The organism is Sphingomonas larreae, from assembly GCF_051400595.1.
Classification (GTDB): domain Bacteria; phylum Pseudomonadota; class Alphaproteobacteria; order Sphingomonadales; family Sphingomonadaceae; genus Sphingomonas.
The window spans coordinates 16,144-34,486 of the sequence record NZ_JBLFFI010000006.1 but is presented as its reverse complement, the minus strand read 5'-3'; the positions used below and the strand labels follow the sequence as shown (position 1 = coordinate 34,486).

Genomic DNA, 18,343 nt, shown 5'->3' with positions numbered 1-18,343 from the left:
TGGTGGCCGCCACGCCGTTCGGCGGCGCCAATGACTGAAGCCGATCGCATGGGTCAATATGGCTCCGGCACCGCACCCGAGATGCTAACGCAGGCGCGGACCTTGTTCCGGCTTCATTCCGACCTCGATCAAGCCTACCTGAAAGAGCGTATTCGCCACGAAGCTGGAGACGATCATGGCCTCGCCGACCTCGAAGACTGACACCTTCGCCGACTGGCAGGGTCGCGTGATCGAACACAACGGCCTCGCCTCGGGCCTCGCTGCGCGACGCGAAGAGATCGGCGAGCCGGCGACGATGCCGCGCAACGCTGGCAATCGCCGCACCGCAAGCAAGCGGGCGCTCCTCAAGGCGATAGATCGGGTTGAGGGTTATTGGTAGGATGGAGGCGGAGATCGAGGCGAAGGAGCGGAGCGAGCTACTCTTGCCCTTTCAGTCGAAACTCCGTTAGCATGCGCCGAGGCTCTGGCTAGGCTTACATCCTGATGATCGATAAAAAGACTATTCTCGCGGACTTCTGCAGAAGCATGGAAATTACGCGGGACGCACGCTTCCAAGCTAATATCCGGCTAAGCATGCGGGATCGCTCGTCTAGCTATGTCATCGCCCTATTATCCACCTTAGTTATATTCCTGTCGCTTATACCCAACTTCTTATCCCTCACCACGTTCCAGTCGCAACTTCTTCTTGCATGCTCCATTATTCTAAGTGTTTTTATAATATTTACGAGCCTCCTGGATAGTTCTAGCAAATTCATGCATCGTGGCGAGTTACTTCATGTATGCGCCCGCGGCACCGAGACCGTCCTAAAAGAGGCGCGTGTATTGGACACAGAAAGCAACAGCTTTTTCGATCTTCTTGACTTACTAAAGCAACGCTATCAGAAAATATTAGATGATTGCCCAGTCAATCACGATAATGTCGATTACCTGAAGGCCCGTCTACAGAAGCCACGCCTTTTCCACGGCCGACATTACTCTGGAAAGCGTTGGATCTACTGGACACAAAGGTTGAGCGATCATCTTAGATATCGGATTGAGGCATGGGCATGGATCATACCGCACCTTTGCGCAGTCGTTATTGTGATACTTGTGTTAAATACCTTCGTGTTCGGCCACTCTAAGCCAGCCGGAAGTTAACCTCTAATGTGGTACTTTCTTCTACTCTACCTCACAACCCCGCCGCCTTCCGCAGCGCGTCGTTGATCCGCCCCTGCCACCCCGGCCCGTCGGCGCGGAAGCGCTCGACGACGTCGGGGTCGAGCCGCAGCGTCACCTGCTGCTTGGCGCGCGCGCGTTGTGGCGGTCGGCCGCGCACCACGCCGTTCGGGCCGAGATAGCCCGTCGCCGGGCGGATGACCTTTCCGCCGATCGAGAGTTCGGCGATCTCGAACAGCTCGTCGGTCAGCTCGGGCGCGTCATCCGCCGGGTCGAGCCAGGCGGGGTCCGTAGTGGGCGCGTTCTCGCTCATTGGCCTTCCTCATCGAGATCACGCGGCGTCCATTCGCCGCCTCGGTCCACACCAGCGCCACCATGCGGCCATCGAGCAGACCGTAGGTGGCGAAGCGGCGCTCCGGATAGACGAAGCGGACGTCCTCGAACTCGATCACCGGACCGGCGAACACCATGCCCGCGTCCGCGAAGTCGAGTCCGCGGCGCTCGAGCGTCCTCCGTCGCTTCTCCGGATCGAAGCTGATCTCCATCCCTACATTATGTAGCTACACAATCCGCGACAAGCCCTGAGCTCATCTTTCGCCGACCCAACGCGGCGCCCGCTGTCCTACACCGTCCAACACCGCGCACCCTTGCCGCCTCCCCCAGCCGCAGCGAGCCGCGTCCATGACCGTCATGACCCCGATGGAAGGCATCACCGCCCCCGCCCGCCGGGCCGAGACGCCCCCCGCCCCCGCCCCCGACCCGCTCGCCGCCCCGTTCACCGCCTCGCGCCGCGCCGACGGCTGGTCCGCCGAGCGCCAGCGCGCCTTCCTCGAGGCGATCGCGGAGGGCCATGGCGTCGAGCGCGCCGCCGCGCGCGTCGGGCTCTCCGCCACCTCGGCCTTCGCCTTCCGCCGCTCGGCCAAGGGCAGCGCCTTCGCGCTCGGCTGGCGCGCCGCCACGTTGGTCGCGCGCGAGGCCGTCGCCGAGACGCTGATGGTGCGCGCGCTCGAAGGCCAGACCGACAGCTACGTCCGCGCCGACGGCAGCACCGTCACGCGCCACCGCCACGACAACCGGCTCGCGCTCGGGCTGCTCCACCGGCTCGACCGCCAGGTCGAGTCCGCCCCCGCGGCGGACGCGCAGGCGGCGCGGCTGGTCGCGCAGGAGTTCGACGCCTTCCTCGACTGCGTCGCGGCCGAGGGCGGCGCCGCGCGCGCCGGGCTGTTCCTGGCGCGGCGCAGCGGCGCGCTACAGGCGCTGCTCGGCGGCGCTGCCCCCGCCGACTCCGCCGCGCCGGACACCGCCGCCGCCACCGCTTCACCCGACCCCGCCGTCGCCGACGCGCTCGCGCGCGAGTTCGCCCCGATCCTCGCGCTCGCCGCGGCGGATCGCTTCGCGCGCACCGGCGCCGCGCGCGCGGAGGAGGTCGATGTCGCCGATCTCGACGCGGCCAACCGGCAGGATTGGACCGCGGCGCAATGGGCGCGCGCCGAGGCGGCGGGGCTGGTCACGCTCGCCGCACCGCGCGCGGACGCGGCCGCGCCCGACGATGCCGATGCGCCCGAGTCTCAACTTTCTCAACATTCGCGCGCGCCGGTATGGTGGGACGAGACGGCGCGGGCGTGGCGGACGCACTTTCCGCCGCCTTATGCCTTCCACGGCGCGGAGGAGGGGCTCCCCGGCGAGCGCGCCTATGCGCGCGCGCTCACCCCCGCCGAGGAGCGCGTGATGGGGCCCGGCCCGAACCATTATGACGACGAGGCGTGGGATGCGCTGATCGACTCGCGCGACGCCTGGTTCACCGCCGCGGCCGAGCGCGCGCGGGTGCCCGCGCCGCCCACCGCGCGCAGCACGCGTGCCGAGCAGGAAGCCGGCGCCTGGGACGCGCGGATCGCGCGCACGCCGCTGAGCGCCGCCGCGATCGAGCTGATCCATCGGCTGCGCGTCGGGGCGCGCGCGCCCGAGCTCTTCCCGGCCGACGAGCGCGACGTGAGCGAGTTCACCGTGGAGGACAGTCGCGCGCTGCTGGCGGAATGCGAGGGCGCGCCGTCAACGCCTCGGATCGCCGCGGAGGAGCAGGCGCCGGACGCGTTCGGTCTCTTCGCCGCGATCAGCGCGGCGATCCTCGGCGATCCGCGGTCGCCCGGCGCGGACGATGGGTCCGGCGCGCCCGGCGCGTCCACGGACGAGCAGCCCGGCGGAGACGCGACCGCGCCGGCGCCCCGCGTGCGCGACTGGGCCGCGATCGCGGCGACGCCCGCCGCGGCGGTCGACGTCGAGCAGGCGCTCGGCGCGATCGAGCGACGCAGGGGCGCTCCCCCGCTCGCCTGGCGCACCTCGATCGTCGACCTGCTGACCTTGCTCGATCTCGACGCGAGCCTCGCCGCACGCAAGGCGCTCGCCACCGAGCTGGGCTATACCGGCCCGCTCGACGGCTCGGCCGAGATGAACGTCTGGCTCCACCGCGCGGTGATGCGCGCGCTGGAGCAGAGCGGCGCCATCGTCTCCGCGGCGCTGCGCGCGTGAGCGGCGGGGTGGAGCCTTGTCGGGATGGGAAAAGCGAAACAGGGGCAGTCGGTTCAGCTCTGGCACGCTCCGTCTGTTTCGTCATCCCGGCCTTGAGCCGGGATCCATGGTGCCGCGCGCGCTCACGTCGTTGTTCTTGCGGAAACATGGATCCCCGAGCGGGTCCGGGATGACGGAAGGGCGCAACGCGTCGGTGCGTCACCGCGTCATATGCGATCGCCCCGCCCGCGGGGGATCGGCACGCCGGCGCCCCTTCCAGCTCGAAGCAGCAGGAGGCTCCCATCGTCCAGCTACAGCACCATTGCGCGCCCGGTCACCCGCCGCAAGCGTCTCGCGTTATGCGCCGTCGAGCTCGGGATAATGGCGGAAGATGCCTTCCTCGCTGAAGCGCAGCCGGCGCGGGCTGGCGAGATAGGCGCTCACCCCGGCAAGCGCGGCGACCGAGTCGTGCAGCGCCGCCAGCCCGGGGTAACGCGGCGCCAGCGTCGCCATCCGCCGTGGGTACGCGTAGCGCAGCCCGGCGATCAGCTGGAACAGCGAGGTGTCGATATAGCTCCACTGCCCGCCCGCGACCCATTCCCCGCTGCTGGCGCGCGTGGCCGCCTCGAAATGGTCGAGGAACTTGGGCAGCCGCTCGTCGCGGAAGGAGGCCGCGGCGCGCGCCGCCTCGGGCTTCTGCTCGTCGTAATAGGCCATCGCCGCGACCGGGTGGTGGACGTTGTGCACCTCGGCGACGAGGTCCGCGACGGTGAGCTGGAGCTGGTGGACCCAATAACGGTCGGCGATGTTGGACGGCGCCAGCCCGTGGCGGTCGCCGAGATACAGCAGGATGTCCGCGACCTGCGCCACCGCATGGCCGTCGAGCGCGAGATAGGGCGGTGCGAACGGCGCGCGCGGTTGCCGCGCCGCCATGTCCGCCAGCATCGCCTCGACACCCTGGTCGCGCGCGCTATCCTCATAGGGGATGCCGCGGGCTTCGAGCGCGAGCCGGACGAACTCGCCGCGCCCCTGGATCGTCGGCCAATACCAGAGCTTGTAGCCGCTCACGCCGGCTCGCCGGGCGCCGTGGCGCGGATCGCGAGCGCGTGGATATGTTCGGTCAGCAGCTCGGCGAGCGCGTGGTTGACCAGCCGCTGGCGCTCGACCCGCGACCGGCCCGCGAACGCCGCGCTCTCCACCACGACGCGGAAATGGCTCTCGCCGCTACCGTCGTCGCCGGCATGGCCGCGATGGAGCGCGCTCTCGTTGATCACCTCGAGCCGCGACGGGGCGAGCGCCGCGGTGAGACGGGCCGTGATCTCGGCCGCGATCGGCCCAGTGGAAGCGTCGGTCATCGCTCCCATATACAGTCCTTTGTCCGGGAAGCGACGGCAGTCAAGTGAAGCCCAGTAAGGATCGACCCCATACCCGGTTCCACGGTCGCGTTGAAGGCGCGGCGCAGGCGTGCGTCCACCCCGGTTGTACCGAGGCGGGCGAGTTCCGCGCGCCCCCGCTCGAGGGCGCGGGCAACGGCGAGGGCCCGCCGCGCTTTCGCTGGTTCTGCCTCGATCACATCCGCGCGTTCAACGCCGGCTACAATTACTTCGACGGCATGACCGCGGAGGAGATCCACCACGCCCAGCGCCCGCTGGCGGGATGGGAGCGCGAGACCCGCGCCTTTGCGCGCGCGGGCAGTGGCGACCAGGGACCGCGCTGGGCCGATTTTACCGACCCGCTCGATGCGATCGGCGCACGCTTCCGCCGCACGACCGCGCCCGAGCGGACCGACGGCAAGCCGCTGTCAGGCGAGGACCGGCGCAATCTCGAGACGTTGGGGCTGGCGGCGGACGCGGACCGCGCCGCGCTGCGCCGCCGTTATTCCGAGCTGGTGCGCCGCTACCACCCCGACCGCAACGGCGGCGACCGCAGCCACGAGGCGATGCTGGCCAAGGTGATCAGCGCCTATCACCAGCTCCGCCAGGCGCCGGCGTTCGCGTGACGCTCGGCGCGATGGCTCAGCGCGGAGGCTGACCGCACGACGCCGACGTCATATGACGTCGAGCACGAGGCCGAGCTCGCGCGCCTCATTGGCCTCGATGTACCAATTGTCGGGGGCGCGTTGCTTGAGTTGGTCGAGCGTCACCTGGCTACCGCGGACGAGGTCGGCAAAGCCCTCCTCCTGGATGCGGATCGAGTCGGCGATCTCGTTGAGCTTGGCCTTGAGGACCGGCGGGATCGTGTTGAGCGGGCCGGAGAGCTGGAGCGTACTCGTCATGCTGCGCTCGTGGATCATCAGGCGCGAGTTGCGCGTCAGGAAGCGGTTCTCGACCGGGAAGGCGGACATGAAGGTGGCGCCGGCGGAATAGACCGCGACCTTGCCGAGGAACAGCGCGTCGCGGCCGGTATATTCGCGCAACAACCGGATCGTATCACCCATGGCGCGCGCCATCTCGGGGTCGCCGCCGAGCGTGGTGAGCGACACGACCAGCGGGCCGTCCGCCGGCGCGACGGCAAGTTGCTCCTTGAAGCGGGCGTACATGGAGTCGTCCACGGTGCCGTGAAGCTGGATGTGCGGAGTGGCGAGAAGCGGATAGCGCGCCGCGTTGCTGTCGGTCATGGCGGCGGTAAGCGACAAGGCGGACGAGGGTTCCGCGTCGGCGGCAAGAAAAGACGGTCGCGGCAGAGGCGGCGCGCTCCGCTTATCTACGATCGAGTGTGTTCGTCTTCGACGCCGCGAAGAGTGCCGCGAACCGACTCCAGCACGGCATCGACGTTCCTACGGCGCAGGCGCTGTGGCATGGCCCGCAAGCGTTGCGCATTCCGGTAACCGATCGGCACTGGGCGAGCCGCGCCGGCTCGCCATCGGCCGCGTCATCGAGCGACTTGTACGCCGTGGCAACCGAGCGCGATGAGCGGACCCGGATCATCTCGGTGCCCCGCGCGACACCGGAGCAAGCGAGCGTCTTTGAGCGGGCAGATGAGCAATGAGGAGGTCGACCGGCGCTTCAACGCGGGCGAAGACATTAGCGACCTGATCGAGCGGGTCTCGGCACAGCGGATCAACGACATCGAACGTGTCGCGCTCGACCTGCCCGCGTGGCGTGTCCGCCGGCTCGACCAGCTCGCCGCCGAGAGCGGCACCACGCGTCAGGCGCTGATCGCGCGCTGGCTCGCCGAACGGCTCGGCGGCGCCGCCTGACCCAGCGCCCGCCTGCGGCGCGCGCCCGGCCAAGCGGCCCGGACTCAGTACACGCGCTTCTTCGGCTTGATGTATTCGACGTCGTCGGTGAGCGTATAATCGTGCACCGGGCGATAATCGATTGCGGTGGCGCCGCCCTTGCCGCCCCAGCCCTCGAAGGTCGTGATCGTGTGCTTCATCCAGTTGGCGTCGTCGCGCTCAGGGAAGTCCTCGTGCATGTGCGCGCCGCGGCTCTCCTTGCGGTTGGCCGCGCTCTTCATCGTCACCACCGCCTGGCCGATCAGATTGTCGAGCTCGAGCGTCTCCACCAGATCGGTGTTCCAGATCAGCGAGCGGTCGGTCACGCCGACGTCCTGCACGCCCTGGTAGATCGCCTCGATCTTCTCGACGCCCTCCGCCAGCAGCGCCGAGTCGCGGAACACCGCGCAGTGGCGCTGCATCGTCCGCTGCATCTCGCCGCGTAGCTTGGCGGTCGGCGTGCTTCCCGACGCGTGGCGGAAATGGTCGAGCCGGCTCAGCGCCATCTCTTCCGAGCCCTTGGGCAGCGGATTGTGCGGCGTGTCGGGCTTGAGCGTCTCCTTGAGCCGCAGCCCGGTGGCGCGGCCGAACACGACGAGGTCGATCAGCGAGTTGGAGCCGAGCCGGTTGGCACCGTGGACCGAAACGCACGCCGCCTCGCCCACCGCGAACAGTCCGGGGACGACCGAGTCGGGGTTCCCGTCCTTCAGCCGCACGACCTCGCCGTGATAGTTACACGGCACGCCGCCCATGTTGTAATGGACCGTCGGGGTCACCGGCAGCGGCTGGCGCGTGAGATCGACGCCGGCGAAGATCTTGCCGGTCTCGGTGATGCCGGGCAGCCGCTCGTGCAGCACCTTGGGGTCGATATGGTCGAGGTGGAGGAAGATATGATCCTTCTCCTTGCCGACGCCGCGGCCCTCGCGCATCTCCATCGCCATCGAGCGTGCCACCACGTCGCGGCTGGCGAGGTCCTTGGCGCTGGGGGCGTAGCGCTCCATGAAGCGCTCGCCCTCGGAGTTGGTGAGATAGCCGCCCTCGCCGCGCGCGCCCTCGGTGATCAGCACGCCCGCGCCGTAGATGCCGGTCGGATGGAACTGGACGAACTCCATGTCCTGCAGCGGCAGGCCGGCGCGCAGCGCCATGCCGTTGCCGTCGCCCGTGCAGGTGTGTGCCGAGGTGGCCGACTGGTAGACGCGACCGCCGCCCCCCGTGGCGAGCACCACCGCGTGCGCGCGGAAGCGGTGGATCGAGCCGTCCTCCATGCACAGAGCGATGACGCCGCGGCAGGCGCCGTTTTCCATGATCAGGTCGAGCGCGAAATATTCGACGTAGAAGTCCGCGTCATACTTCAGGCTCTGCTGGTATAGCGCGTGGAGCATGGCATGGCCGGTGCGGTCCGCCGCGGCGCAGGTGCGCTGCACCGGCGGGCCCTCGCCCATGTTCTGCATGTGGCCGCCGAACGGGCGCTGGTAGATCGTGCCATTGTCGTTGCGGCTGAACGGCACGCCGGCGTGCTCCAGCTCGTAGACTGCGGCGGGCGCCTCGCGCACCATATATTCGATCGCGTCCTGGTCGCCGAGCCAGTCGGAGCCCTTGACCGTGTCGAACATGTGCCACGACCAGTGATCGGGCGAGTTGTTGCCAAGCGAGGCGGCAATCCCGCCCTGCGCCGCGACGGTGTGGCTGCGGGTGGGGAACACCTTGGTGATGCAGGCGGTCTTCAACCCGCTCTCGGCGATCCCCATGGTCGCGCGCAGCCCCGAGCCGCCCGCGCCGACGACCACCGCGTCATAGGTGTGGTCGATGATCTTATACGCGTCGGACATCAGGCGGCGGCTCCGAAAGCGACCTTGAGGATCGAGAAGATGGCGGTGCCGGCGGTCACCGCGGTGAACACGTTGAGCAGGATCGTCAGCACGAAGCGGTTCTCTTTGTGCGAATAATCCTCGATCACCGTCTGCAGGCCGAGGCGGAAGTGGTAGAACACCGAGGCGATCAGCAGCGCCATCGGCACCGCCGCCCAGGCCGAGGAGAGCCACAGCCGCACCGTGGTGTGATCATAGGACGGCAGCATGGCGATCGACGCCAGGAACCACACCAGCAGCAGGAAATTGGTGCCGGCGGTGATCTTGTGGTGCCACCAGTGATGCGCGCCGGCATGCGCGCTGCCCAGCCCGCGGACGCGGCCGATCTCGGTCGTCATTTACTTGATCCCCACGAGGAGAAACCAGAAGCCCGCGGTGAGCAGCACCGACATGACGAAGGTGAGCACCGCCAGCGTGCGGTTGACCTTCAGCTCGAATGCCGCGCCGGTGTCGAGGATAAGGTGGCGGATGCCGCTCATCATGTGCTGGAACAGCGACCAGGTCAGCCCGACGCCGACGATCCAGCCAAGCGGGTTGAGCGCGCCGCTCGCGGTGGTGAAGACGTGGAGGAACACGCCATAAGCCTGCGGCCCAGCGGCGATCGCGGCGAGCCACCACACTAGCAGCAGCGTTCCCACCGTCGCCATGCCGTCGCCGGTGATGCGGTGGAAGATCGAGGCGGTCATCGCCGGGGTCCAGCGATAGTGCAGCCGCAGCGGACCGCTGAACAGATGCGGGCTGCGCGGGCGGGCGGGTTTGGAGGCCAAGCGCTGGGTTCCTCAGGTAACAGATACGGCAGATCGATTTGGCGCGGTCTATGCGTCCAGCGGCGCCGCGATGCAAGCTTGGTGCCGGGTTTGCCGCGCCATTCGGCGGGGGTTGCCTAACTCACTGTTAACCCGGGAGCGCTAGCTACAGCCTCGACTCTGACCCTAGCGGGAGCCGCGCCTTGCCCCACGACCTGCCGCCGATCGGATCGGTTGCCGCCGCCTTCGACCTTACCGCCCGCTTCCGCGTGTTCGACGGTGACGGCCGGCTGACGCAGGCCGCGCGTGATGTGTGGAGCGCGCTGGAGCCGCGCCGTCGCGAGGTCGCGCAGGCCTATTGGGAGCAGTGGCAGCGCTGCTTTGCCGATCGGCGCTCGTGGGCACAGCACGAGAGCGAGCGGATGATCGACATCGGCTGCACCTTCCTCGAGAACCGTTTCCTCCGCACGCGCGAGCGGTCGTGGATCGAGTCGATCGAGCAGTCGGTGGCGGGCGCTTATGCCGCCGACGTCACGCCGATGGCGCTGCTGTCGATGATCAGCGCGAGCGACCGCGCCGCGCTGGAGGTGCTGATGACGTCGGTGGCGCGTGACGATCCGCGCCTGCCCGAGATGCTCGATACGCTGATGCGGCTCTCCGCTCTGGAGGGCGAGATCACCGTCGAGATGTACGCCTCCTATCGCGAGCATCGCGCACAGGTGGCGCGCGACCGGCTCGCGCTCGAGTTCCGCGACGGCATCGCGGTAACGGTGGAAGACACGACCCGCGAGGGTCACAACCTGCGCGCGCAGGCCTATCACGCATCGTCCGCGGCGCGCGGCATGCTCGGCAAGACCAGCGAAGTGGCCGCCGCAGCCGAACAGTCCGCCATGGCGATGCGCGACGCCGCCTCGACCGCCGCGGGGCTCATCCGCGCGATCGAGGACGCGCGCGCCGAGGTCGAGGTCGCCGCCGACATCGCGACTCGTGCCGCCGGCCAGGCCGGTGACGCAGTCAACGTCTCGGGCGCGCTGAGCGACCATGCCAAGTCGATCGAGTCGATCCTGGGGCTGATCCGCGACATCGCGGGGCAGACCAACCTGCTCGCGCTCAACGCCACGATCGAGGCGGCGCGCGCGGGCGACGCCGGGCGCGGCTTCGCAGTGGTGGCGCAGGAGGTGAAGAGCCTCGCCAGCCAGACTGCCCGCGCCACCGACGACATCGCCGCCAAGATTGCGGCGATCCAGGCCGCGACGCGCGTGACGGTTGACACCTCGGCCTCGATCCGCACCACCGTCGCCGAGGTGCAGGACTCGGCGACGCGGATCCGCCACGCGATGGAATCGCAGGCGCAGACCGTCACCGCGATCACCGCCGCGGTGGACGAGACCGCGCTCGCCGCCGACTCGATGTCGCACACGATCGCCGCGATCCGTGAGGACACCGAGACGGTCGCGACCGAAATCGATCGGCTCGGCGCCGGCTTCGACTCGCTCGCGGGCCGGCTCGGCGCGCTCGACGGCCATGCCGGTGACTTCGCCAGCAAGGTTGCGGCCTGATCCCTGCCCCTGGCCTCTGACGAGCATCGACGCGGATGATCCACCACGATGAGCGCTGCCTGATCGATCGCGTCGCCGATTTCGACTGGGACCGCAGCATCCTCCCCGCCTGCCGCGAGATCGCTGAGCTGCTCGACGCTGCCGAGGGGTGGCGCGCGGTGGCGACGACCTTCTGGGACCATCTGCTCGCACTGCCAACGCTGCCCGCGGCGATGCGCGACATGGCCGGGGGCCGACTCGACGAACAGGTGGGCCGCGCGACGCATTACATGCGGTTGCGCTACACCGAGCCGTTCAGCGATCGCTGGCATGCGATGGTCATCGGGCAGGTCGACCTGTCGCAGGCCAACGGCGTGCCGCTCACGCTGCTGCTGGCTTCGCTGAGCCGCGCGCACAGCCACACGCTGATGCTTCTGGGCACCGGCTGCGGCGATGACACCTGCCGCTTCCAGCGGCTGAGCGATGTCGTGCTGCGTCTCGCGATGATGGAGTCGGACCTCATGGCGTCGCGGCTCGGCGAACTCTCGCTGGCCGCGCAGAGCGCAGCTCGGGAGGCGCGCTCGGCGGCGTTTCGCACCAGCATCAGCGACGGCATTGGCGCTATCGCGACGCGGGGCGAGGTGGTGCGCGACAAGGCGAGCGCCGCGGCGGGCTCAACCCGCGGCATGCTCGACAAGACCAGCGAGGTCGCGACCGCGGCCGAACAATCCGCACTGGCGATGCGCGATGCCGCCGCAACCGCCGCCGGGCTGATCCGCGCAATCGACGCGGTACAGCGCGATATGAACGCCTGCACCACGACGCTGGCGGACGCCTCCGCCCAGGCCGAGGACGCGGTGAGCGCCAGCACCGCGCTGAGCGACCACACCAAATCGATCGAGTCGATTCTGGGGCTGATCCGCGACATCGCGGGGCAGACCAACCTGCTCGCGCTCAACGCCACGATCGAGGCCGCGAGGGCGGGCGACGCGGGTCGCGGGTTCGCGGTGGTGGCACAGGAGGTGAAAAGCCTCGCCAGCCAGACTGCGCGCGCCACCGACGACATCGCCGCCAAGATCGCCGCGATCCAGGCCGCCACGCGCGTGACGGTCGACACCTCGGCTTCGATCAAGGACACCGTCGGCAAGGTGCGGCGCTCGGCCGGGCAGGTGAATGCGGCGATGCAGGTGCAGGCGCAGACCGTCACCGCGATCACCGCCGCGGTCGACGAGACCGCGCTCGCCGCCGACTCGATGTCGCACACGATCGCGGCGATCCGCGAGGACACCAATGCGGTCACGGGCGAGATCGAGTCGCTCGGCCACGCCTTCGGGCAGATCGGCGACCGTTTCGATGCGCTGCGCGCCGCGGCGGAGACCTTCTCCGCGGCTGAGGGGTGAGCCCGACGGCGGCGAGGTAGCGCGTTGCGCCATCGCTCCCGCGCCTTCCCACACCCGTTCGGCTCGGGCAGCAGCTGAGCCTGTCGAGAGCACGCCACCGCGGCACCTTCTCGACGCGCCGTCCCGCCATGCTCGACGGCTCCCCGAAGTGAACGGAACAGCGCAACGGTCGCCGACCCACACGCGTCGTGCGCTCAACCCCTCTGGTCCCCGACCCCGCTTCCGTCCTATCGCCGCGCGCATGGTCAACATCCTCCTCACCGGCGCGAGCCGTGGCATCGGCGCCGCCATCGCCACCGCGCTCGACGCCACCCCGGGCGTCACGCTCGCGCGCCACGCCACCGCGAGCGGTCTCGCCGCCGACTTCGCCGACCCCGCCGCGCCCGCGCGTTTGTGGGACGCGGCGCTTGCGCAGCTCGGCGGCCGCATCGACGTGCTGATCAACAACGCCGGCGTGTTCGAGGCAAACCCGCTCGACTCGGAGGACTGGGTCGCCAATTGGGAGCGCACGCTGCGGATCAACCTCACCGCGGCGGCCGAGCTCAGCCGGCTCGCGGTGCGCCACTGGCAGGCGGGCGGGCGCGGCGGTCGGCTGGTCAATGTCGCCAGCCGCGCCGCCTATCGCGGCGACAGTCCCGCGCACTGGCATTATGCCGCCGCCAAGGCGGGCATGGTGGCGATGACCAAGACGATCGCGCGCGGCTACGCCCGCGACGAGATCCTCGCCTTCGCGATCTGCCCCGGCTTCACCATGACCGGCATGGCGGACGACTATCTCGCCAGCCGCGGCGGCGACAAACTGCTCGCCGACATTCCGCTCGGCCGCGTCGCGCAGCCCGAGGAAGTGGCCGAAGTGGCGCGCTTCCTCGCGCTCACGGCGCCGCCGTCGATGACCGGGGCGGTGCTCGACGTCAACGGGGCCAGCTATGTCCGCTGAGGCGATCGACAGCTGGCGCGTCACTCTGCCCTGCACCCGCGCCGAGGCCGAGGCGATCGACGCCGCCGACGATCTGGTGATCGATGCGGTGCTGATGACGAGCGAGGAGGTGGAGGACGATCGCGAGCACTGGCGGCTCGACGCGTACATGGAGCACGAGCCCGACGCGGCGATGCTTGCCGCGCTGCGCGCCCTGGTGCCGAGCGCGGCGGCGACGGAGCCAACGGTTACGCCGCTCACCGCGCAGGACTGGGTAACGCTGAGCCAGGCCGGGCTGGAGCCGATCAGCGAGGGGCGGTTCGTCGTCCACACCAGCGCGCACCCGGTCGCCGCGCCGCCTGGCGGGCGCGCCTTCCTGATCGATGCGGGCCAGGCGTTCGGCACCGGGCATCACGCCACCACCTCGGGCTGCCTGGCGATGCTCGACTCGCTGGCCGACCGCGCCGTGACCAATGCGATCGATCTCGGCACCGGCACCGGACTGCTCGCCTTTGCGGTGCGCCACCTGTGGCCGGACGCGCAGGTCACCGCGACCGACATCGATCCCGCGGCGATCGCGGTGACGCGCGAGAACATGGAAGCGAATGCGATCGATCGCGTCGCGCTGGTGGTGGCGGACGGCGCCTTGTCTGACGCGATCGCGGCACAAGCGCCCTATGATCTGGTAATCGCCAACATCCTGGCCGGGCCGCTGATCTCGATGGCGCCCGAGGTGGCGGCGATCGCCGCGCCTGGCGCCGCGATCGTGTTAGCGGGGCTGCTGGAGACGCAGCGCGCCGAAGTGGTCGCCGCCTTCGCCGCCTGCGGCTGCGCGCTCGACGCGATTGATCGGCGCGGAGACTGGACGATCCTGCGGCTCAGCGCGGGCGCCACCCGCTACGTGCCCGAGCGCGCGCCCGATCCGCGCGGGCGCGACGGCTGGGCGCTCGACCTTTAGAGGCGCGGCGCCACCACCCCGATGCGGGAAGCGGCGCGCGCGATCAGCGGTCCTGCGCCGGCCCGCTCGGCTCGGCGTCGGTGGTCTGCGGCGGACGCGGGTGCCGGCCGTGCTCGGGCGCGTCCGGATCGGTCAGCAGCTCCTCGACCGTTTCCTCCACCGCGTCGTCGCGTTCACGCTCGCTCACGCTCACTCTCCCTCACTCCGCCGCGAGATTTTCGCCGCGCACCTGGTAATAACTGGCGACCCGATCGGCATAGGCCTGGTCGAACACCGGCGCGTTGTTCGCCCAGCTCGGGCCACCCTCCAGCAACCGACGGTCGATCGTTACCACGTAGCGGTCGCGCACCGGATCGAACTGGAGCAGCGCGAACGGAAGCGGGTAGAAGCTCTTCCCCATGCCGAGGAAACCGCCCAGGCTGAGCACCGCATGGGTGGCGCGCCCCGACGCCTTGTGCACCATGAAGGCGTGCACCGCGCCGAGATGATCGCCGTCCCGGCTGTCCACCTTCATCGTCTCGGCCAGGTTCGACTGGACGAGGATCTGGGTGGGCGCGTCGTCGGCCATCGGAAACTCCATCAACGTAGGTCGGCAGCGAGAACCGTCCGCGCCGCGCCGCGGTTCCGCACGCGGTTGAGCGCGCCCGCGGCTTCCGGCATAGCCCCGGTCGTGGCTCGAAACTTTACCGATCGCGCGCGTCGCGCGCCGCTCCTCACCGCGCTCGCACTGGTCGCCGGCTGCGTGCCGCAGGTGACGCCGCCCCCGCCTGCTCCCGCGCCGACGCCGGCCCGGTTGCCCGCACCCGCGCCGGCGCCGCTGCCGGTCGACTGGCAGGACTGGCCGCGCACGCCCGGAACGTGGCGCTACGCGCGCGAGGCTGGCGGCAGCACGGCGTCGTTCGGCACCGGCGCCGCCGCGGCGCTTACGGTCCGCTGCGATCGCGCCGCCCGCGCGGTGACGCTGACCCGGATCGGCGGGGTGGCCGCGCCCTTCACCATCCGCACCAGCGCGATGAGCCGCGTCCTGCCCGCGACGCAAGTCGCGACCGGCGCCGCGGCGACGCTCGCGGTCAACGATCGGCTGCTCGACGCGATGGTGTTCAGTCGCGGCCGGTTCACGCTCGAACAGTCCGGCGCGGCGCCGCTGGTGCTGCCGCCCTGGGCCGAGCTGGCGCGCGTGATCGAGGATTGCCGCGGCTGACGAAAAGGGGCGAACCCGCCGCGCGCCCTGCTCCCGACGCGGCCCGCGAGAATCGTACAATCCGGCACGCAACACAAGACTTGTATCGCCGTCACGCTGCGCACACATTGCGGATGCGGTCCGGCAGGGCCGCGTCGTTATCAACCAGCGAAAGGAGGTGATCCGATGTCTCATGGTTCAGCAAGGGGGTCGGTTCAGTTCGTTCGGGGGACGCGCTTCTGAGGGAACGGTCCGCCTCGGGGAGGATCGTCTCCCAGACAACGAGGTAGATCGGGCTTTCGGAGGTCCGCATGGTCTCCCGGGCTGGAGCTCTCCGGCCGCTGACCATGTTGAGGGGTTGTCGGGCGCCGTTTCGGCGGTGTCCGGCAACCTCTTCTCATATCTGCCGGTCCTCGTGGCGACCGGGCGCCGCGGCGTTCCGGTCCGTCCCCGGATCGGCCGCGCTTTACAATTTACCCGCTGCACGAGACGCTTAGCCTCGAGGGAGAGCGCGACATGCGGCGAGTCCAATGGATCATGGCGGCGCTGGCGGCGCTGCTCGGCGTGCCTGCCGAGGCGGCGACCACGATCCAGCTGACGGTCACCGGCACCTATTCGACCCACCATGACGGAGCGACCGGCACGGTCGAGACGTTCGCGCCGCGCGCCTTCACCGCGGTCGCCACCTGCCGTTGATGCTCACCCCGCTCGGGTCGACGTCGCCCGAGGTCTATACCGACTATGATCCGAGCCAGCTCAGCATTGCCACGCCGTTCGCGGCCGAGATGGGTCCCGATCCGTTGGCAACGGCCTTGCCGATCTGCCTGGCTATTCCAGCGCACAGGCGATCGTGCAGACCTTCGGCCACGGCGGCTATTCGTCGCGATCCACGCTAGCGCAGCACCTCGATAGCAGCGACGACGTGATCGGCTGGAGCTATTACACCCGCCTGTCGCTCTGCTGCGACACGCCCGCGTCGCTGATCGACAGCAACCTCTACATGACGCCGGACCGTCTCGCCGATTTCCTCACGCTGCAGGTCGGCAAGCCGGTCGAGTTCGGCACCGGCTGATACACGTATCGCTGGGTCAAGGACGGCGAGAGTTATAGCCAGGACACCATCGCCGGGGGCGCGCCGGGCGGCATCAGCGCAGTGCTGAGCGGGTTCCAGCTGATCTCGAGCGTGCCCGAGCCGGCGACCTGGGCAACGATGATCCTCAGCTTCGCGCTGACCGGCGCCGCGCTGCGCCGCAGCGCACCCCGCGCGCGCGCGGGGTAACGCCGCCGCCCTGGGCTGGCGGGCTCACGCGTCGACGAGCAGCCCCCCGCCGGCTTCCTTCGCGCGCGCGATCTTCTCGCGCCACACCAGCGGCGCGAGCTGGTGGACGTTCTGCCCCTCGGCGTCGACCGCGACGGTGACGGGGAAGTCGCTCACCTCAAACTCGTAGATCGCCTCCATGCCGAGATCGGCGAAGCCCACCACTTTGCTGCCCTTGATCGCGCGCGCGACCAGATAGGCCGCGCCGCCGACCGCCATCAGATAGGCGCTTCGGTGATCGCGGATCGCCTCGGTCGCGGCCGGGCCGCGCTCGGCCTTGCCGACCATCGCGAGCAGGCCCTGCTCCAGCATCATGCGCGTGAACTTGTCCATCCGCGTCGCCGTGGTTGGCCCTGCCGGCCCGACCACTTCCTCGCCGACCGGATCGACCGGCCCGACATAATAGATCACGCGGCCCTTGAACTCGACCGGCAGTTCCTCGCCACGCGCGAGCATGTCGGCGATGCGCTTGTGCGCGGCGTCGCGACCGGTCAGCATCTTGCCGTTGAGCAGCAGCCGGTCGCCGTGCTTCCACGTCCGCACCACCTCGGGCGTGAGCGTGTCGAGATCGACCCGGATCGCGGCGCTGTCGGGCTGCCAGTCGACCTTGGGCCAGTCGGCCAGCTTCGGCGCCTCGAGGTACACCGGCCCCGAACCGTCGAGCGTGAAATGCGCATGGCGCGTGGCGGCGCAGTTCGGGATCATCGCCACCGGCTTGGACGCGGCATGGGTCGGCCAGTCGAGGATCTTGACGTCGAGGATGGTCGAGAGCCCGCCGAGCCCCTGCGCACCGATGCCGAGCGCGTTGACCCTGTCGAACAGCTCGATCCGCAGCGCCTCCAGATCGTTGCGCGGCCCGCGCGCCTTGAGCTGGGCCATGTCGATCTGGCCCATCAGCGATTCCTTCGCGAGCACCATCGCCTTCTCCGCGGTGCCGCCGATGCCGATGCCGAGCATGCCCGGCGGGCACCAGCCCGCGCCCATCTGCGGCAGCATCTCCAGGACCCAGTCAACGATCGAGTCGCTCGGGTTCATCATCTTGAACTTGGTCTTGTTCTCGCTGCCGCCGCCCTTGGCCGCGACATCGACATGGACCTTGTCGCCGGGCACCATCTCGACGTGGAGCACGCTCGGCGTGTTGTCGCGCGTGTTGCGGCGGGTGAAGGCCGGATCGGCCAGGATCGAGGCGCGCAGCTTGTTCTCGGGGTGGAGATAGGCGCGGCGCACGCCTTCGTCGACGACCTCCTGGAGCGAGCGCTGGCTCTCCAGCCGGCAGTCCTGGCCCCATTTGACGAACACGGTGACGATCCCGGTGTCCTGGCAGATCGGACGGTGCCCCTCGGCGCACATCCGGCTGTTGGTCAGGATCTGCGCCATCGCGTCCTTGGCGGCGGGGCTCTGCTCCGCGGCATAAGCCTCGCCCAGCGCCCGGATGTAATCCATCGGGTGATAGTAACTGATGAACTGGAGCGCGTCGGCCACGCTCTCGATCAGGTCGGCTTCACGGATCGTCGTCATGCGCGCGGCTGTACGACGCCGTCG

Annotated in this window: 26 protein-coding genes; 15 read left to right on the top strand and 11 right to left on the bottom strand. The window is 69.4% G+C overall.

The window, feature by feature from the left end:
• The first annotated feature begins 30 nt into the window (after positions 1-30).
• The 3 genes from ACMGDM_RS17485 to ACMGDM_RS17475 all read left to right on the top strand — a co-directional run bounded on the left by ACMGDM_RS17485 (position 31) and on the right by ACMGDM_RS17475 (position 1,137).
• Entirely contained in the window at positions 31-201 is a 171-nt protein-coding gene (locus tag ACMGDM_RS17485; RefSeq protein ID WP_436805413.1) for a hypothetical protein, read from the top strand.
• On the top strand, positions 176-379 hold the full coding sequence (locus tag ACMGDM_RS17480; protein WP_436805412.1) for a hypothetical protein: 204 nt from the start codon (positions 176-178) through the stop codon (positions 377-379). The genes ACMGDM_RS17485 and ACMGDM_RS17480 overlap by 26 nt, the downstream gene beginning before the upstream one ends.
• A gap of 104 nt (positions 380-483) precedes the next feature.
• Positions 484-1,137, top strand: coding sequence for an SLATT domain-containing protein (locus ACMGDM_RS17475; protein WP_436805411.1), 654 nt, complete (start codon positions 484-486; stop codon positions 1,135-1,137).
• A 31-nt stretch (positions 1,138-1,168) separates the two neighbouring features.
• Here ACMGDM_RS17475 and ACMGDM_RS17470 read toward each other — a convergent pair whose 3' ends face one another.
• Both ACMGDM_RS17470 and ACMGDM_RS17465 read right to left on the bottom strand, forming a co-directional pair.
• The gene (locus ACMGDM_RS17470) at positions 1,169-1,468 is read right to left on the bottom strand and encodes a BrnA antitoxin family protein (protein WP_436805410.1); all 300 of its coding nucleotides are present in this window, start codon (positions 1,466-1,468) and stop codon (positions 1,169-1,171) included.
• Positions 1,416-1,700, bottom strand: coding sequence for a BrnT family toxin (locus ACMGDM_RS17465; protein ID WP_436805409.1), 285 nt, complete (start codon positions 1,698-1,700; stop codon positions 1,416-1,418). The genes ACMGDM_RS17470 and ACMGDM_RS17465 overlap by 53 nt, the downstream gene beginning before the upstream one ends.
• 136 nt (positions 1,701-1,836) lie before the next feature.
• On the opposite strand from ACMGDM_RS17465, the gene ACMGDM_RS17460 reads away from it, so the two are divergent.
• Positions 1,837-3,681: a DUF3597 family protein gene (locus tag ACMGDM_RS17460; RefSeq protein WP_436805408.1), complete on the top strand. Its 1,845-nt coding sequence runs from the start codon at positions 1,837-1,839 to the stop codon at positions 3,679-3,681.
• Positions 3,682-4,017: 336 nt separating this feature from the next.
• Here ACMGDM_RS17460 and ACMGDM_RS17455 read toward each other — a convergent pair whose 3' ends face one another.
• The gene (locus tag ACMGDM_RS17455; protein ID WP_436805407.1) at positions 4,018-4,728 is read right to left on the bottom strand and encodes a glutathione S-transferase; all 711 of its coding nucleotides are present in this window, start codon (positions 4,726-4,728) and stop codon (positions 4,018-4,020) included.
• A complete protein-coding gene (locus tag ACMGDM_RS17450; RefSeq protein ID WP_436805406.1) occupies positions 4,725-5,015 on the bottom strand; it encodes a BolA family protein in 291 nt (96 codons plus the stop codon). Before ACMGDM_RS17450 ends, ACMGDM_RS17455 begins: the two co-directional genes overlap by 4 nt.
• Positions 5,016-5,059: 44 nt before the next feature.
• On the opposite strand from ACMGDM_RS17450, the gene ACMGDM_RS17445 reads away from it, so the two are divergent.
• Complete coding sequence (locus tag ACMGDM_RS17445) at positions 5,060-5,659, top strand: DnaJ domain-containing protein (protein ID WP_436805405.1); 600 nt, start codon at positions 5,060-5,062, stop codon at positions 5,657-5,659.
• A gap of 48 nt (positions 5,660-5,707) precedes the next feature.
• Here ACMGDM_RS17445 and ACMGDM_RS17440 read toward each other — a convergent pair whose 3' ends face one another.
• Positions 5,708-6,277: an ATP-dependent Clp protease proteolytic subunit gene (locus ACMGDM_RS17440; RefSeq protein ID WP_436805404.1), complete on the bottom strand. Its 570-nt coding sequence runs from the start codon at positions 6,275-6,277 to the stop codon at positions 5,708-5,710.
• 98 nt (positions 6,278-6,375) lie between these two features.
• Here ACMGDM_RS17440 and ACMGDM_RS17435 point away from each other — a divergent pair, with 98 nt between their 5' ends.
• Positions 6,376-6,648: a BrnT family toxin gene (locus ACMGDM_RS17435; RefSeq protein ID WP_436805403.1), complete on the top strand. Its 273-nt coding sequence runs from the start codon at positions 6,376-6,378 to the stop codon at positions 6,646-6,648.
• Positions 6,638-6,859 carry a type II toxin-antitoxin system BrnA family antitoxin gene (gene brnA / locus ACMGDM_RS17430; RefSeq protein WP_436805402.1) on the top strand — a complete coding sequence of 74 codons (222 nt, stop codon included), beginning with the start codon at positions 6,638-6,640 and terminating at the stop codon, positions 6,857-6,859. Before ACMGDM_RS17435 ends, brnA begins: the two co-directional genes overlap by 11 nt.
• 44 nt (positions 6,860-6,903) lie before the next feature.
• Here the strand turns inward: brnA and sdhA are convergent, their stop codons facing one another.
• From sdhA to sdhC, 3 genes are read right to left on the bottom strand one after another with little or no spacing between them, the layout of a single operon-like run.
• Positions 6,904-8,706, bottom strand: a complete 1,803-nt coding sequence (gene sdhA, locus ACMGDM_RS17425; protein ID WP_436805401.1) for a succinate dehydrogenase flavoprotein subunit — start codon at positions 8,704-8,706, stop codon at positions 6,904-6,906.
• Positions 8,706-9,083 (bottom strand): succinate dehydrogenase, hydrophobic membrane anchor protein, encoded by a 378-nt coding sequence (gene sdhD, locus ACMGDM_RS17420; protein WP_436805400.1) that lies wholly within the window; start codon positions 9,081-9,083, stop codon positions 8,706-8,708. The genes sdhA and sdhD overlap by 1 nt, the downstream gene beginning before the upstream one ends.
• The gene (sdhC, locus tag ACMGDM_RS17415; protein WP_436805399.1) at positions 9,084-9,512 is read right to left on the bottom strand and encodes a succinate dehydrogenase, cytochrome b556 subunit; all 429 of its coding nucleotides are present in this window, start codon (positions 9,510-9,512) and stop codon (positions 9,084-9,086) included.
• 182 nt (positions 9,513-9,694) lie between these two features.
• On the opposite strand from sdhC, the gene ACMGDM_RS17410 reads away from it, so the two are divergent.
• The 4 genes from ACMGDM_RS17410 (at position 9,695) to ACMGDM_RS17395 (ending at position 14,303) form a co-directional block, all read left to right on the top strand.
• On the top strand, positions 9,695-11,050 hold the full coding sequence (locus ACMGDM_RS17410; protein WP_436805398.1) for a methyl-accepting chemotaxis protein: 1,356 nt from the start codon (positions 9,695-9,697) through the stop codon (positions 11,048-11,050).
• A gap of 35 nt (positions 11,051-11,085) precedes the next feature.
• On the top strand, positions 11,086-12,429 hold the full coding sequence (locus tag ACMGDM_RS17405) for a methyl-accepting chemotaxis protein (RefSeq protein WP_436805397.1): 1,344 nt from the start codon (positions 11,086-11,088) through the stop codon (positions 12,427-12,429).
• 241 nt (positions 12,430-12,670) lie between these two features.
• On the top strand, positions 12,671-13,366 hold the full coding sequence (locus tag ACMGDM_RS17400; RefSeq protein WP_436805396.1) for an SDR family NAD(P)-dependent oxidoreductase: 696 nt from the start codon (positions 12,671-12,673) through the stop codon (positions 13,364-13,366).
• Complete coding sequence (locus tag ACMGDM_RS17395; RefSeq protein WP_436805395.1) at positions 13,356-14,303, top strand: 50S ribosomal protein L11 methyltransferase; 948 nt, start codon at positions 13,356-13,358, stop codon at positions 14,301-14,303. The genes ACMGDM_RS17400 and ACMGDM_RS17395 overlap by 11 nt, the downstream gene beginning before the upstream one ends.
• A 43-nt stretch (positions 14,304-14,346) precedes the next feature.
• Here the strand turns inward: ACMGDM_RS17395 and ACMGDM_RS17390 are convergent, their stop codons facing one another.
• Both ACMGDM_RS17390 and ACMGDM_RS17385 read right to left on the bottom strand, forming a co-directional pair.
• Positions 14,347-14,490 carry a hypothetical protein gene (locus ACMGDM_RS17390; protein WP_436805394.1) on the bottom strand — a complete coding sequence of 48 codons (144 nt, stop codon included), beginning with the start codon at positions 14,488-14,490 and terminating at the stop codon, positions 14,347-14,349.
• Positions 14,491-14,502: 12 nt separating this feature from the next.
• Positions 14,503-14,871, bottom strand: coding sequence for a PRC-barrel domain-containing protein (locus ACMGDM_RS17385; RefSeq protein WP_183945535.1), 369 nt, complete (start codon positions 14,869-14,871; stop codon positions 14,503-14,505).
• 102 nt (positions 14,872-14,973) lie between these two features.
• Here ACMGDM_RS17385 and ACMGDM_RS17380 point away from each other — a divergent pair, with 102 nt between their 5' ends.
• From ACMGDM_RS17380 to ACMGDM_RS17365, 4 genes are all read left to right on the top strand, one after another.
• Positions 14,974-15,504 carry a hypothetical protein gene (locus ACMGDM_RS17380; RefSeq protein WP_436805393.1) on the top strand — a complete coding sequence of 177 codons (531 nt, stop codon included), beginning with the start codon at positions 14,974-14,976 and terminating at the stop codon, positions 15,502-15,504.
• Between the two features lie 495 nt (positions 15,505-15,999).
• Positions 16,000-16,179 (top strand): hypothetical protein, encoded by a 180-nt coding sequence (locus ACMGDM_RS17375; RefSeq protein WP_436805392.1) that lies wholly within the window; start codon positions 16,000-16,002, stop codon positions 16,177-16,179.
• A 154-nt stretch (positions 16,180-16,333) separates the two neighbouring features.
• Entirely contained in the window at positions 16,334-16,555 is a 222-nt protein-coding gene (locus ACMGDM_RS17370) for a hypothetical protein (RefSeq protein ID WP_436805391.1), read from the top strand.
• 81 nt (positions 16,556-16,636) lie between these two features.
• On the top strand, positions 16,637-16,762 hold the full coding sequence (locus ACMGDM_RS17365; RefSeq protein ID WP_436805390.1) for a PEPxxWA-CTERM sorting domain-containing protein: 126 nt from the start codon (positions 16,637-16,639) through the stop codon (positions 16,760-16,762).
• Positions 16,763-16,786: 24 nt separating this feature from the next.
• Here ACMGDM_RS17365 and ACMGDM_RS17360 read toward each other — a convergent pair whose 3' ends face one another.
• Positions 16,787-18,319, bottom strand: a complete 1,533-nt coding sequence (locus ACMGDM_RS17360) for a fumarate hydratase (protein WP_436805389.1) — start codon at positions 18,317-18,319, stop codon at positions 16,787-16,789.
• Positions 18,320-18,343 lie beyond the last annotated feature (24 nt).